The organism is Amycolatopsis australiensis, assembly GCF_900119165.1.
GTDB lineage: Bacteria > Actinomycetota > Actinomycetes > Mycobacteriales > Pseudonocardiaceae > Amycolatopsis > Amycolatopsis australiensis.
In genome coordinates this window covers 7,099,679-7,114,662 of sequence record NZ_FPJG01000006.1, presented here as the reverse complement: position 1 = coordinate 7,114,662, position 14,984 = coordinate 7,099,679, and the positions used below count along the sequence as shown (strand labels likewise).

1 protein-coding gene is annotated in these 14,984 nt (G+C 75.0%); it reads left to right on the top strand.

Features of this window, described 5'->3' with window-relative positions:
• Positions 1–73: 73 nt before the first annotated feature.
• Positions 74–14,959, top strand: a complete 14,886-nt coding sequence (locus BT341_RS47000) for a type I polyketide synthase (protein WP_425426499.1) — start codon at positions 74–76, stop codon at positions 14,957–14,959.
• Positions 14,960–14,984 lie beyond the last annotated feature (25 nt).

The window sequence follows — 14,984 nt, the reverse complement described above, 5'->3', positions numbered from 1 at the left end:
CTTCGACTTCATCGAGCGCCAACTGGGCATGCCGTAGCGGCACCGGAGCGCCGGACCGCCGCCGAAGGGGGCCATCTTTTCCATGGACGACAACGAGAAGCTGCTCGACTACCTGAAGCGGATCTCGGCCGACCTGCACCAGACGCGGCGCAGGCTGCGCGAAGCCGAGAGCCGGAACTCCGAACCCATCGCGATCATCGGGCTCGCTTGCCGGTTCCCGGCGGGTGCCGAAACGCCGGAGGACCTGTGGCGGCTGCTGGCCACCGGGCAGGACGCGATCGGCGGGTTCCCCGGCGACCGCGGCTGGGACCTCGGCGCGCTGGCGCAGACGGACCCGGACCAGCGCGGCACCTCCTACGTCAGCGAAGGGGGTTTCCTCGCCGACGCCAGCCGGTTCGACGCCGGGTTCTTCGGGGTGTCGCCGCGGGAAGCGCTGGCGATGGACCCGCAGCAGCGGCTGCTCCTGGAGGTCTCCTGGGAGGCGTTCGAGCGGGCCGGCATCGACCCGCTTTCCCTGCGCGGCAGCCGGACCGGCGTCTTCGCAGGCACCAACGGGCAGGACTACGCCTCGGCGCTGATGCGCGCGCTCCCCGCCCTCGACGGCGCCGAGGGCTACATCGCGACCGGGACGTCGGCCAGCGTGCTTTCCGGGCGGGTGTCGTACACGCTCGGGCTGGAGGGCCCGGCGGTGACGGTGGACACCGCGTGCTCGTCTTCGCTGGTGGCGTTGCACTGGGCGGCGCAGGCGCTGCGGTCCGGGGAGTGCTCGCTGGCGCTGGCGGGCGGGGTGACGGTGATGTCGACCCCGCACGCGTTCGTCGAATTCTCGCGGCAGCGCGGCTTGGCCGCGGACGGCCGGTGCAAGCCGTTCGCCGACGCCGCCGACGGCACCGGCTGGGGCGAAGGCGCGGGCGTGCTGCTCGTCGAACGGCTGTCGGACGCCCAGCGCCAGGGGCACCCGATCCTGGCCGTGCTCAAGGGGTCGGCGATCAACCAGGATGGTGCCTCGAACGGGCTGACCGCGCCGAACGGGCCGTCCCAGCAGCGCGTCATCCTGCAGGCGCTGACGGACGCCGGCCTCGCCGTCCACGACGTCGACGCGGTGGAGGCGCACGGCACCGGCACCACCCTCGGTGACCCGATCGAGGCACAGGCGCTGCTGGCGACCTACGGCCGCGATCGCGACCGGCCGCTGTGGCTGGGCTCGGTGAAGTCGAACCTCGGGCACACCCAGGCCGCGGCGGGTGTCGCCGGGGTGCTCAAGGTGGTGCTGGCCCTGCGGCACGGGGTGCTGCCCAAGACACTGCACGTGGACGCGCCGACCTCGCACGTCGACTGGTCGGCGGGCGCGGTCGAGCTGCTGACCGAGGCCCGGCCGTGGCCCGCCGGCGACCGGCCGCGCCGGGCCGGTGTCTCGTCGTTCGGCATCAGCGGGACCAACGCGCACGTGATCATCGAAGAAGCGCCGCCGTCCGAAGCCGCCGAGCCCGTGGTGGCCGCCGCGCCGGTGGTGCCGTGGGTGCTGTCCGGGAAGACCCCGGAGGCGGTGCGAGGTCAAGCAGCCCGGCTGGCCGGGCACCTCGCCGCACGCCCGGAGCTCTCGCCGGCGGACGTCGGGTTTTCCCTGGTCACTTCGCGATCCGCGCTGGACGAGCGGGCGGTCGTCCTCGGCGCGGACCGCGCCGAGCTCCTCGACGGCCTGGCCGCCTTGGCCGCCGGAGAGCCCGCGCCCGGTGTGGTGACCGGCCGCGTGGCCGGTGGCGGCGGTCCGGTGCTCGTCTTCCCCGGGCAGGGTTCGCAGTGGGTCGGGATGGCGGTGGAGCTGCTGGATTCTTCGGCGGTGTTCGCGGCTCGGTGGGCGGAGTGCGAAACCGCGCTCAAGTCTTTTGTGGACTGGTCGTTGACGGAGGTGGCGCGTTCGGCTGATCCGGCGGTGTTGGAGCGGGTCGATGTGGTGCAGCCGCTGTTGTGGGCGGTGATGGTCTGCTTGGCCGAGTTGTGGCGGGACGCCGGTGTCGAACCGGCTGCGGTGATCGGGCATTCGCAGGGTGAGATCGCCGCCGCGGTGGTGGCCGGTGCGCTGTCCGTGGTGGACGGTGCTCGGGTGGTTGCCCTGCGCGCCAAGGCGATCACCGAGCTGGCGGGTACGGGCGGGATGTTGTCGGTACCGCTGCCGGTGGCCGAGGTCGAGGCGGAGCTGGATCCCCGGCTGGGTGTTGCCGCGGTGAACGGGCCGTCCGCGACGGTGGTTTCGGGTGCCGTCGAGGCTGTGGATGCCGCGCAGGGGGCGTGGGAGGCAGCCGGGGTCCGGGTTCGGCGCGTTCCGGTGGACTATGCGTCGCATTCGCCGCAGGTGGAGGCCATCCGCGAGCGGATCCTGGCTGATCTCGCGCCGGTATCTCCATCCAGTGTGGGCACTCTCTTCTTTTCGACGTTGACCGGGGAAGCGATCGACACGGCCGAGCTGACCGCCGAGTACTGGTACCGCAATCTGCGGGCGACGGTGAAGTTCGAGGACGCGGTGCGCGCCGCGATCGCCGCCGGGCACACGGTGTTCGTCGAAAGTTCGGCGCACCCGGTGCTCACCGTCGGCGTGCAGCAGACCCTCGACGAACTCGAGGTCTCCGGGGCCGCGGTGCCGACGCTGCGGCGCGACCACGGCGGCCTCCGGCAGGTCTACCGCGCCTTCGGCGAGGCCTGCACCCGCGGTGTCGCCGTGACGTGGGACCGGCTGACGCCCGGCCGGCGCGTCGACCTGCCCACCTACGCCTTCCAGCGGGACCGGTACTGGGCCGACCCCGCCCCCGGTGCCTCCGGCGACCCGGCTTCGATGGGCCTCGGCTCCGCCCGGCACGCGCTGCTCGGCGCCGTCGTCTCGGTGGCGGAGTCCGGCCAGGTCGTCCTCACGGGCAAGCTGTCCACCCGGGCGCAGCCGTGGCTCGCCGACCACGCCGTGCTCGGGTCCGTGCTGGTGCCGGGCACCGCGTTCGTCGAACTGGCCGTGCGGGCCGGGGACCAGGTCGGCTGCCGGGCCGTCGAGGAGCTGACCCTCGAGGCGCCGCTGGTGCTGCCGGCCGCCGGGGCCGTGCAGGTCCAGGTCGCGGTCGAGGCCGGTGACGGCGGCCGCCGCGCGGTCACCGTGCACGCCCGGCCCGACGACGCCGACGCCGCCTGGGTCCGCCACGCCGCCGGCGTGCTCGACGTCGACGGGCCCGCCGAACCGGAGAACCTGGCCGAGTGGCCGCCGCCCGGGGCGGAACCCCTGCCGCTCGACGGCTTCTACGAGGCGTACGCGCAGGCCGGCTACGGCTACGGGCCCGCGTTCCAGGGCCTGCGGGCGGCGTGGCGGGCCGACGGCGCCGTTTACGCCGACGTCGAGCTGCCGCCGGAAGCGGGTGCGCCGGACGGGTTCGGGGTGCACCCGGCGCTCCTCGACGCCTGCCTGCACGCGGCGGGTCTCGGCGGCCTGCTGGGCGACGCGGCCGGCCCCCGGCTGCCGTTCGCCTGGTCCGGGGTGCGGGTGCACGCCGAGGGGGCCCGCCGGGTCCGGGTCGCGCTCGCGGCGCAGGGCCCGGATTCCTTCGGCGTCGTCGTGGCCGACGAGACCGGCGCCCCGGTGGCGACGGTGGATTCGCTCGCCCTGCGCGCGGTCGCCGACAGCGCGCTGCGGGCCGGAGTGGGTTCGCTCTTCGAAGTCGCCTGGGAGCCCGCCGCCGAGCCGTCGGCGGCCTGGACCGAGGTCGTCGAGCCCGCTGACACGGCCCAGGCACTGGCGGCGATCCAGCGCTGGCTGGCGCGGCCCGAGGGACGTCTTGCCGTCGTGACGCGGGACGCGATCGGTGTCGTCGAGGGCGACGCCGTCACCGGCTTGGCGCAGGCGGGTATCTGGGGTCTGGTGCGGTCGGCGCAGTCGGAGCACCCCGGCCGGTTCGTGTTGCTGGACACGGACGGGGACGTGCCTGCCACCCTGCCGGACGAGCCGCAGCTGGCGGTCCGCGACGGCGCTCTGTACGTGCCGAGGCTGCGGCGCGCGGCGACCACCGCGGAAGCCACATGGCCGACGGAAGGCACGGTGCTCATCACCGGTGGCACCGGCCTGCTGGGCGGCCTGGTAGCTCGGCATCTGGTGGCCGAGCACGGTGTCCGGGACCTGGTCCTGCTCAGCCGTCGCGGCCCGGACGCGCCCGGAGCCGAGCAGTTCCGGGATCTCGACGCCACGGTCCGGATCGTGGCCTGTGACGCGGCCGATCGTGCGGCGCTGGCCGAGGTACTGAGCAGCATCGAGCACCTGACCGCGGTGGTGCACGCGACCGGCGTCCTCGACGACGGCGTCATCGAGTCGCTGACCCCGGAGCGGCTGGACACCGTGTGGCGGCCGAAGGTCGACGCGGCCTGGAACCTGCACGAACTGGCCGGTGATGTCGAGAAGTTCGTGCTGTTTTCCTCCGCGGCCGGGGTCTTCGGCGCGGCGGGGCAGGGCAACTACGCCGCGGCGAACACGTGGCTGGATGCCTTGGCGCAGCACCGCCGTGCCCAGGGGCTGCCCGCGACCTCCCTGGCGTGGGGCCTGTGGGAACAGGCCAGCGGGATGACCGAGGCCCTCGACGGCGACGACCACCGCAGGCTCGGCCGGTCCGGCCTGGTGGAACTCCCCACCGAAGACGGCCTCGCCCTGTTCGACGCCGCCGCGTCCACACTCGTCGTGCCGGTGGCGCTGGACTTCGCCACGCTCCGGGCGCGCGGCGTGCCGCCCCTGCTGCGCGGCTTGGTGCGGGGCGGCGGACGGCGAGCCGTCCGCACCGCGGCGGCCGACGGCGCCTTCGCGAAGCGGCTGTCCGGACTGGGCACCGAGGAACGTCGCCGGTTCGTGCTCGCCACCGTGCGGGCGCAGGTGGCCGAGGTCCTCGGCCACGGTTCCGGCGACGCGATCGACCCGCGCCGCCCGTTCGGCGAGATCGGCTTCGACTCGCTGACCGCGGTCGAACTCCGCAACCGGCTCACCGCCGTCACCGGCCTGAAACTGCCCGCCACGCTGGTCTTCGACTTCCCGACCCCGGCCGCGCTCGCCGACCACCTCCGCACGGCGGTCCTCGACGGCGGTCGCGCGGAGACGGCCACCGCGCGGCCGGTGGCCGCCGACGAGCCGATCGCGATCGTCGGCATGGCCTGCCGGTTCCCCGGCGGCGTCGGCTCACCCGACGAGCTCTGGCAGTTCGTCGCCGGCGGCGGTGACGGGATTTCGGCGCTGCCCGGCGACCGCGGGTGGGACCTCCCCGGCGGTGGTGCCGGCGGCTTCCTGACCGACGCGGCCGACTTCGACGCGGCCTTCTTCGGCATCTCGCCCCGCGAGGCCCTCGCCATTGACCCGCAGCAACGGCTCCTGCTGGAAACGGCGTGGGAGGCGATCGAGCACGCGGGCATCGACGCGACGTCGCTGCGCGGCAGCCGGACCGGCGTCTTCGCGGGCCTGATGTACCACGACTACGCGGCCCGGCTGACCAGCGTGCCCGAGGAAGCCGCCGGCTACCTCGGCACCGGCAACTCCGGCAGCGTCGCCTCCGGCCGGATCTCCTACACCCTCGGGCTCGAGGGGCCATCGGCCACTGTGGACACCGCCTGTTCGTCCTCTTTGGTCGCTTTGCACCTGGCCGCGCAGTCGCTGCGCGCGGGCGAGTGCACCCTGGCGCTCGCCGGCGGTGTCACCGTGCTGGCCACCCCCGCGTTGTTCGCGGAAATGGCGGCGCAGGGCGGTCTCGCCGACGACGGCCGCTGCAAGGCGTTCGCCGACGCGGCGAACGGCGCCGGCTTCAGCGAAGGGGTCGGCGTGCTCGTCGTCGAACGCCTCTCCGACGCGCGCCGCAACGGGCACGAAGTGCTCGCGGTGGTGCGCGGCTCGGCGGTGAACTCCGACGGCGCTTCGAACGGGCTCACCGCCCCCAACGGCCCGTCGCAGCAGCGGGTGATCCGCCAGGCGCTCGCGAGCGCCGGGTTGACGCCGCGGGACGTCGACGCGGTCGAGGCGCACGGCACCGGCACGACGCTGGGTGACCCGATCGAGGCGCAGGCGCTGCTGGCGACCTACGGGCAGGATCGCGAGGAGCCGCTCTGGCTCGGTTCGGTCAAGTCGAACCTCGGGCACACCCAGGCCGCCGCCGGGGTGGCCGGGGTGATCAAGGTGGTGCAGGCCATGCGCCACGGCGTGCTGCCGAAGACGTTGCACGTGGACGCGCCGTCGTCCCACGTGGACTGGCCGTCCGGTGCCGTCGAGCTGCTCACCGAGGCCCGGGACTGGCCGCGGCGCGGCCGTCCGCGCCGCGCGGGTGTCTCGTCGTTCGGCATCAGCGGGACCAACGCCCACGTCGTCCTCGAAGAGGCACCGCGCCCGGCCACCCCGCCGCCGGCTGCCGCGTCGGCCGAGGTCGTGCCGTGGGTGCTGTCGGCGAAGACCACGGCGGCGCTGCGGGAGCAGGCCCGGCGGCTGTCCGCCCACGTCGGCGGACTGCCCGCGGTCGACGTCGGGTTCTCGCTCGCCACCGGGCGGGCCCGGCTGGAGGAACGCGCCGTGGTCGTCGGCGGCGACCTGCTGGCCGGCCTCACCGCTGTGGCCGAAGGCGCGGCCGCCCCGAACGTGGTGACCGGCCGGGTCGTCGACGTCGACGCGGGTCCGGTGCTCGTCTTCCCGGGCCAGGGTTCGCAGTGGGTCGGGATGGCGGTGGAGCTGCTGGATTCTTCGGAGGTGTTCGCGGCTCGGTGGGCGGAGTGCGAAACCGCGCTCAAGTCTTTTGTGGACTGGTCGTTGACGGAGGTGGCGCGTTCGGCTGATCCGGCGGTGTTGGAGCGGGTCGATGTGGTGCAGCCGCTGTTGTGGGCGGTGATGGTCTGCTTGGCCGAGTTGTGGCGCTCGGCGGGTGTCGAGCCGGCTGCGGTGATCGGGCATTCGCAGGGTGAGATCGCCGCCGCGGTGGTGGCCGGTGCGCTGTCCGTGGTGGACGGTGCTCGGGTGGTTGCCCTGCGCGCCAAGGCGATCACCGAGCTGGCGGGTACGGGCGGGATGTTGTCGGTACCGCTGCCGGTGGCCGAGGTCGAGGCGGAGCTGGATCCCCGGCTGGGTATCGCGGCGGTGAACGGACCGTCCGCGACGGTTGTCTCGGGTGAGGTCGCCGCGTTGGATGCGGCGCAGGCGGCGTGGGAGGCCGAAGGTGTGCGTGTCCGGCGGGTGCCGGTGGACTATGCGTCCCATTCGCCCCAAGTGGAGGCGATCCGGGAGCGGATCCTCGCCGATCTTGCGCCGGTCAATCCGTCCAGTGTGGACACCGCTTTCCTCTCGACGTTGACCGGTGAAGCGATCGACACGGCCGAGCTGACCGCGGATTACTGGTATCGAAACCTGCGGGCGACGGTGAGGTTCGAGGACGCGGTTCGGGTGGCGATCGCGGCCGGGCACACGGTGTTCGTGGAGAGTTCGGCGCACCCGGTGCTCACGGTCGGTGTGCAGCAGACCCTCGACGAGCTCGAGGTTTCCGGTGCGGTGGTGCCGACCCTGCGCCGCGACCACGGTGGCCTGCGGCAGCTGTACACCGCGTTCGGCCAGGCGTTCGTGCACGGCGTGGCCGTCGCCTGGGAGAAGCTGACCCCGGGACGCCGGGTCGGTCTGCCCACCTACGCCTTCCAGCGCGAACGGTTCTGGCTCGACGCCGGCGCGCCCGTCCGGGCGGCCGACGCCGCCGAAGCCGAATTCTGGCGCGCGGTCGAAGCCGAGGACCTGGCCGCGGTGGCGGGCACCCTCGAACTGACCGGCGGCGAACTCGGCACCGTCGTCCCCGCCCTGTCCGCCTGGCGGAAGCGGCGCCGGTCACTGTCCGCCTCGGACGGACTGCGCTACCGGGTCAGCTGGCAGCCGCTCACCACCCCCGTGACCCGGCTCGACGGCCGCTGGCTGCTCGTCACCGGCGGCGACGACGCCGGCGCGGCGGACTTGCTGGCCACCGCGGGCGCCGAAGTGCTCACCCTGGCCGTCACCGACTCGGCCCGGGAAGCACTGGCGGAACAGCTCCGGGCGTACGACGACCTGCGCGGCATCGTCTCGACGCTCGCCCTCGGCGAAGACGGCCTGCCGGCCACCGTCGCACTGGTGCAGGCGCTGGGGGAGGCCGGTCTTGAGTGTCCTCTGTGGACGATCACCCGCGGTGCCGTCGCCGTGGGCGGCGCGGAGGAGCCGCACCCCGGCCAAGCCGCCGTCTGGGGCTTCGGCCGGGTCGCCGCCCTCGAGCACCCCGGCCGCTGGGGCGGCCTGATCGACCTGCCGGCCCGGCCGGACGGCCGCGTGGCCGCCCGGCTCGCCTTCGTCCTCGCCGGCCGGTCCGGGGAGGACCAGGTCGCCGTCCGGGCGTCCGGTGTGTTCGGACGGCGGCTGGTGCGCGCGCCGGGCCGGGCCCCGGTCCGGCGCTGGGAACCGCGCGGCACCGTGCTCGTCACCGGCGGCACCGGCGCGCTCGGCGCCCACGTCGCGCGCTGGGCGGCCGCGACCGCCGACCGGGTGCTGCTGCTCAGCCGCCGGGGACCCGAGGCACCGGCCGCGCGCGATCTGCTGGCCGAGCTCGGTTCCCGGCTGGAGATCGTCGCCTGCGACGTCACCGACCGGGCGGCGTTGGAGCAGGTGCTCGGCACCATCCCCGCCGAGCGCCCGCTGACCGCCGTGCTGCACGCCGCGGCCGTGCTCGAGGACCGGGTCGTGGACGGCCTCACCCCCGAGCTGTTCGACGCGGTCCTGCCGGTCAAGGCGACCGCCGCCCGGCACCTGCACGAGCTGACCGCCGGCCACGACCTCGACGCGTTCGTGCTCTTCTCCTCGCTGACCGGCACGATCGGGAACGCCGGCCAGGCCAACTACGCCGCCGCCAACGCCGTCCTCGACGCGCTGGCCGAACAGCGGCGCGCCGCCGGCCTGCCGGCGACGTCGATCGCCTGGGGCGCCTGGGCCGATTCGCTCGCCACCGGCAGCGCGGTCCGCGAAAACCGGATGCGCCGCGGCGGGGTCGGCTTCCTCACCGCCGAACAGGGCATCGCCGCCCTGCGCGGCGCGGTCGAGCACGACGACACGACCGTGGTCGTCGCCGACATCGACTGGCCGCGGTTCGCCGCCGGCCGCCGTGGCCCGCTGTTCGACGGCATTCCCGAAGCCGCCGTCGCCCAGTCCGGCACCGAGGACGCCGAACTCGCCCGGAAGCTCGCCGAAACCGCCGAGGGGGACCGGCACCGCCTCGTGCTCGACCTCGTCCGCGCCCACGCGGCCGCTGTGCTCGGCCACGGCTCCGCGGGCGCGGTCGACGCCCGCACGTCGTTCCGGGAACTCGGCTTCGACTCGCTCACCGCCGTCGAACTGCGGAACCGGCTCGCCGCCGCGACCGGGCTGACCCTGCCGGCCACGCTCGTGTTCGACTACCCGAACGCCGAGGTCATGGCCGGGCACCTGCTCGGCGCGGCACAGGGCGGGAAGCCCGCCACCGCGCCGGTTCCGGTGGCCGCGCCGGTGGCCGACGACCCGATCGCCGTCGTTTCGATGGGCTGCCGCTTCCCGGCCGGGGTCCGAACCCCCGAGCAGCTGTGGCGGCTGCTGGCCGACGGCCGGGACGTCATCACCGAGTTCCCCGCCGACCGCGGCTGGGACCTCGCCGGGCTCTACGACCCCGACCCGGACCGCCCGGGCAAGAGCTACGCCCGGCACGGCGGGTTCCTCGACGACCCCGGCGAGTTCGACCCCGCGTTCTTCGGCATCTCCCCGCGCGAGGCCCTCGCGATGGACCCGCAGCAGCGGGTGCTGCTGGAGATCTGCTGGGAGGCGATCGAACGCGCGGGCATCGACCCGGTGACGCTGCGAGGCAGCTCGACCGGAGTGTTCGCGGGCACCAACGGCCAGGACTACAGCGCGCTGCTCGCCGCGGGGCCCGCCGGGCTCGAGGGCTACACGCTCACCGGCAACGCGGCGAGCGTGGTGTCCGGCCGGGTCGCCTACACCCTCGGGCTGGAGGGCCCGGCGGTCAGCGTCGACACCGCGTGCTCGGCGTCGCTGGTCGCGGTGCACCTCGCGGCCCAGGCGCTGCGCGCGGGCGAGTGTTCGCTGGCGCTGGCCGGTGGCGTCACCGTGATGGCCACGCCGAGCCTCTTCGTGCAGTTCTCCCGGCAGCGGGGACTCGCCGTCGACGGCCGGTGCAAGGCGTTCGCGGCGTCGGCCGACGGCACTTCGTGGGGCGAGGGCGCCGGCGTGGTCGTGCTCGAGCGGCTGTCCGACGCCCGGCGCCACGGGCACCCGGTGCTCGCCGTGCTGCGCGGGTCGGCGGTGAACCAGGACGGCGCGTCCAACGGCATCACCGCGCCCAACGGCCCGTCCCAGCAACGGCTCATCCGGCAGACCCTGGCGCTGGCCGGGCTCACCGCGCGGGACGTCGACGCGGTCGAAGCGCACGGCACGGGCACCAGCCTCGGCGACCCGATCGAGGCCCAAGGCCTCATTGCCACCTACGGCCAGGACCGCGACCGGCCGCTGCTGATCGGGTCCGTCAAGTCGAACCTCGGGCACACCCAGGCCGCGGCGGGCATCGCGGGCCTGCTGAAGACCGTGCTGGCGCTGCGGCACGGCGTCCTGCCCGCCACGTTGCACGTGGACCGGCCGACCCCGGAGGTCGACTGGGCGGCGGGCGCGGTCGAGCTGCTCACCGAAGCGCGGCCGTGGCCGGACACCGGCGGGCCGCGCCGGGCCGCCGTCTCCGCGTTCGGCGTCAGCGGTACGAACGCCCACCTGATCGTCGAGCAGGCGCCGGCGGCCGAGCCGGCGGAATCCACTGTGGACCGGCTGGTGCCCTGGCTGCTCTCCGGCCGCACCGAGGACGCGCTCGCGGCTCAGTCGGCGAAGCTGGCCGCGTTCACCGAGGACCGGCCCGAACTGTCCGGTGTGGACATCGGTTTCTCGCTCGCGTCGACGCGAGCGGCGTTCGAGCACCGCGCCGTGGTGCTCGGCGCGGACCGGAAGGCGCTGGCCGACGGCGTGGCCGGGCGCCGGCCGGCGGCGGTGCTCACGGGCGCCGCACGGGCCGATAGGGGACGGCTAGGGGTTCTGTTCTCCGGCCAGGGTTCGCAGTATTCAGGCATGGGCCGTGCTTTGCGTGAGCGGTTCCCCGTCTTCGCCGACGCTTTCGACGCGGTGTGCGCGCGCCTGGACCTGCTGCTGGACCGGCCGCTGGGCGAAGTGCTGTGGGAAGCCGAGGACGACACCGTCGACCGGACGGTGTATGCGCAGGCGGGCCTGTTCGCGTTCGAAGTGGCGTTGTACCGGCTGGCCGAATCCTTCGGCGTGGTGCCGGAGGTGCTGATCGGGCACTCCATCGGCGAGGTCGCCGCGGCGCACGTCGCCGGCGTGCTGTCCCTGGACGACGCCTGCGTGCTCGTCGCCGCGCGGGGCCGGCTGATGCAGGACCTGCCGGCCGGCGGGGCCATGCTCGCGGTCCGTGCCACCGAAGAGGAAGTGGCCGAGCTGCTCGGTGACCGCGTGTCGCTGGCCGCGGTCAACGGGCCGGAGTCCGTGGTGGTTTCCGGCGACACCGACGCGGTCACCGCCGTCGAGACGTGGGCGGCCGGGCGCGGCCGGAAGGTGAAGCGGCTGCGGGTGTCCCACGCGTTCCACTCCCACCGGATGGAGCCGATGCTCGCGGAGTTCACGGCGAAGCTCGCCACCCTGGAGTTCCGGCCGCCGGCCATCCCGATCGTCTCGACGCTGACCGGGAAGGTGGCGGACGCGGCCGAGCTGTGCACCCCGCGCTACTGGGCCGACCAGGTGCGGAACACGGTCCGGTTCGCCGAAGCCGTCCGGGGCGCGGCCGCCTACGGCGTCGACACGTTCGTCGAGCTCGGGCCGGACGCCGTGCTCGCGGCGGCCGCCGGCGAAGTGCTGGCCGACGAGGCCGCGCTGGTGGTGTCCACGCAGCGGGCGGCCCGGGACCCGGAGCACACGCTGCTCACCGCGCTCGCCCGGCTGCACGTCGACGGCGCCGCGATCGACTGGACACCGGTGTTCGACGGCGCCCGCCGGGTCGACCTGCCCACCTACGCGTTCCAGCACCGGAGCTTCTGGGTGCGCCCGGTCGGCCGTCCCGCGGGCGACGTCACCGCCGCCGGCCTCGGCTCGACCGGCCACCCGCTGCTCGGTGCCGCCGTCCCGCTCGCGGAGTCGGGGCAGTGCGTGCTGACCGCGCGGCTGTCGGTGGCGACGCACCCGTGGCTGGCCGATCACGCGGTCGGCGGCACGGTTCTGTTGCCGGCCACCGCCTTCGTCGAACTGGCTTTGCACGCCGCGGACCAGGTGGGCTGCGGCAGGCTCGACGAGCTCACGCTGGCCGCCCCGCTGGTGCTGCCCGAGGACGGCGCGGTGCAGGTCCAGCTCACGGTCGGGGAAGCGGCCGAAGCCGGCCGCCGGACCTTGACCGTGCACGGCCGCATCGGCGAGGAGCCGTGGACCCGCCACGCGGACGGCGTGGTGTCCCCGGGCGCACCCGGCTCGCCCGACGTCTCGGTGCTGGCCGCGTGGCCGCCGCCGGGTGCCGAGGAACTGCCGGTGGCCGAGTTCCACGACCAGCTGGCCGCGCTGGGTTTCGGCTTCGGCCCGGTGTTCCGCGGCCTGACCGCGGCCTGGCGCGCCGGTGAAGACGTGTTCGCCGAGGCGGTGCTGCCGGAGGGAGCCACGCCGGGAGCGGCGGAGTTCGGCCTGCACCCGGCCCTGCTCGACGCCGGGGTGCAGGCGGTGGGGCTCGGCGAGGACGTGGCGGGAGGAGCGCGGTTGCCGTTCTCCTGGTCCGGAGTCCAGCTGCACGCGACGGGAGCCGGTCGCCTGCGGGTGAGGTTGTCGAGGTTGGGGCCCGACCGGGTCACGGTCTTGGCGGCCGACGGCACCGGGGCAGCGGTGTTCTCGGCGGAGTCGCTGACGTTGCGCAAGCTGACGGCCCCGCCATCACGCACGGGCCACCTGTTCGCGGTGGAGTGGCACCCGATCGCGACGGCGGGCGAGGGCGGGAGTCCAGCCGGCGTTGTGGTTGCCGTTGCCGCGCAGGCTCCGGCGAGCGCGGACCTGGCCCACTCGTCCGAGGCCGAGATCCCGGTCGACGGCGCCGTCGCCGCGCGGTCGGCGGGGAGCGCGGGCCTGGTGCCCGCGGCCCGACCGGGCGAGAGTGGGATCTCACTTGGCGTTGCCGTTACCGCGCAGGCGGCGGCGAGTGCGGAGCTGGTGTCCGCGGCCCAGCCGGCCGAGGGCGAGATCCCGGCCGGCATCACCGTGGCCGAGCTGGCCGTGCCCGCCGGCGACCTCGTCTCCGCGGCCCACGCGGCCGCCGCCCAAGCGCTCGATCTGGTCCGGTCCTGGCTGGCCGACGGCCCCGCCGATGGGCGGCTGGCCGTGGTGACCCGCGGCGCGATCGCCGTCGGGGACACCGGCTCCGTGCCCGGCGTGGCCGCCGCGACCGCGTGGGGCCTGCTGCGGTCCGCGCAGTCCGAACACCCCGGCCGGTTCGTCCTGGTCGACACCGACGGAACCGCCGGCCTCGCCGCCGCCCTCGCCGCCGGCGAGCCGCAGGTGGCCGTGCGGGACGGGGCCGTGCTCGCGCCCCGGCTCACCCGCGTCACCGCCGAACCCGCCCCCGTCGAGTGGGACACCGAGGGCACCACCCTGATCACCGGGGCCACCGGCATGGTCGGCGGGCTCGTCGCCCGGCACCTGGTCACCCGGCACGGCGTGCGCAACCTGCTGCTGCTCAGCAGGCGCGGCCCCGACGCCGAAGGAGCCCCCGAGCTCCTGGCCGAGCTGGCCGAGCTCGGCGCGCGGGCGACGCTCGTCGCCTGCGACGCCGCCGATCGGCCCGCGCTGGCGCGGGTACTGGCCGGCGTCCCGGTCGCCTCCGTCGTGCACACCGCGGGCGTGGTCGACGACGGGCTCGTCGAAACCCTGACCCCCGAACGGCTTTCCGGCGGACTGAAGTCCAAAGTGGACGCCGTGGTCAACCTGCGGGAGCTCGCCGGGGACGCCCGCGTGTTCGCGGTGTGCTCGGCCGCGGCGGGGCTGTTCGGCGGTGCCGGCCAGTCCGCCTACGCGGCGGCCAACAGCTTCGCCGACGCCTACGCCCGGCACTGCCGGGCCGCCGGAGTCCCGATGACGGCGCTGGCCTGGGGCATGTGGGCGGCCGACGGTGGCATGACGGCCCGGCTGGGCGCCGCGGACCGGGCCCGGATCGCCCGGTCCGGGTTCGCCCCGATCGACGCCGGGCTCGGCATGGAGCTGCTCGACGCGTCGCTCGGCTTGGACCGCGCGCTGACCGTGCCGGTCCGGCTGGACTTCGCCGCGTTGCGGGCGGCCCCGGCCGTGCACCCGCTGCTGCGCGGGCTCGTCCGGCCGGCGGCGCGGCGCGCGGCGGTCCAGGCACCCGCGGCCGACCTGACCACGCTGTCCGGGGCGGAGCTGGCCCGGCGGCTGACCGAGCTCGTGCGCTCGCAGGTCGCCGAGGTGCTCGGCCACGACTCGCCGCTGGCCGTCCCGCCGGACCGGGGCTTCCTCGAACTCGGCTTCGACTCCCTCGCCGCGGTCGAGCTGCGCAACCGGCTGGTCGCCGCGACTTCGGCGCGGCTGTCCCCGACGGCCGTCTTCGACTACCCGACGGTGACCGACCTGGCCGCGCACCTGGGCGAACTGCTCGCCGACGACGGCGCGGCCACCGCCCCGGTCACCGAGGAGATCGCCAAGCTGGAAGCGCTGCTGGCCACCGCCGATCCCGGCGACGAAGAGATCACCACCCGGCTGCGGCGGCTGCTCGCCACCTGGAGCGAGCGCGAGCGGCAGTCCGGTCCCGGCGAGGGCGACGACCTCGCCGAGGCCGATGCGGAGGAGCTGTTCAGCCTCCTCGACCAAGAACTGGGCACGGCCTGAGGCCCCCACCCGACGTCCCGAGGAG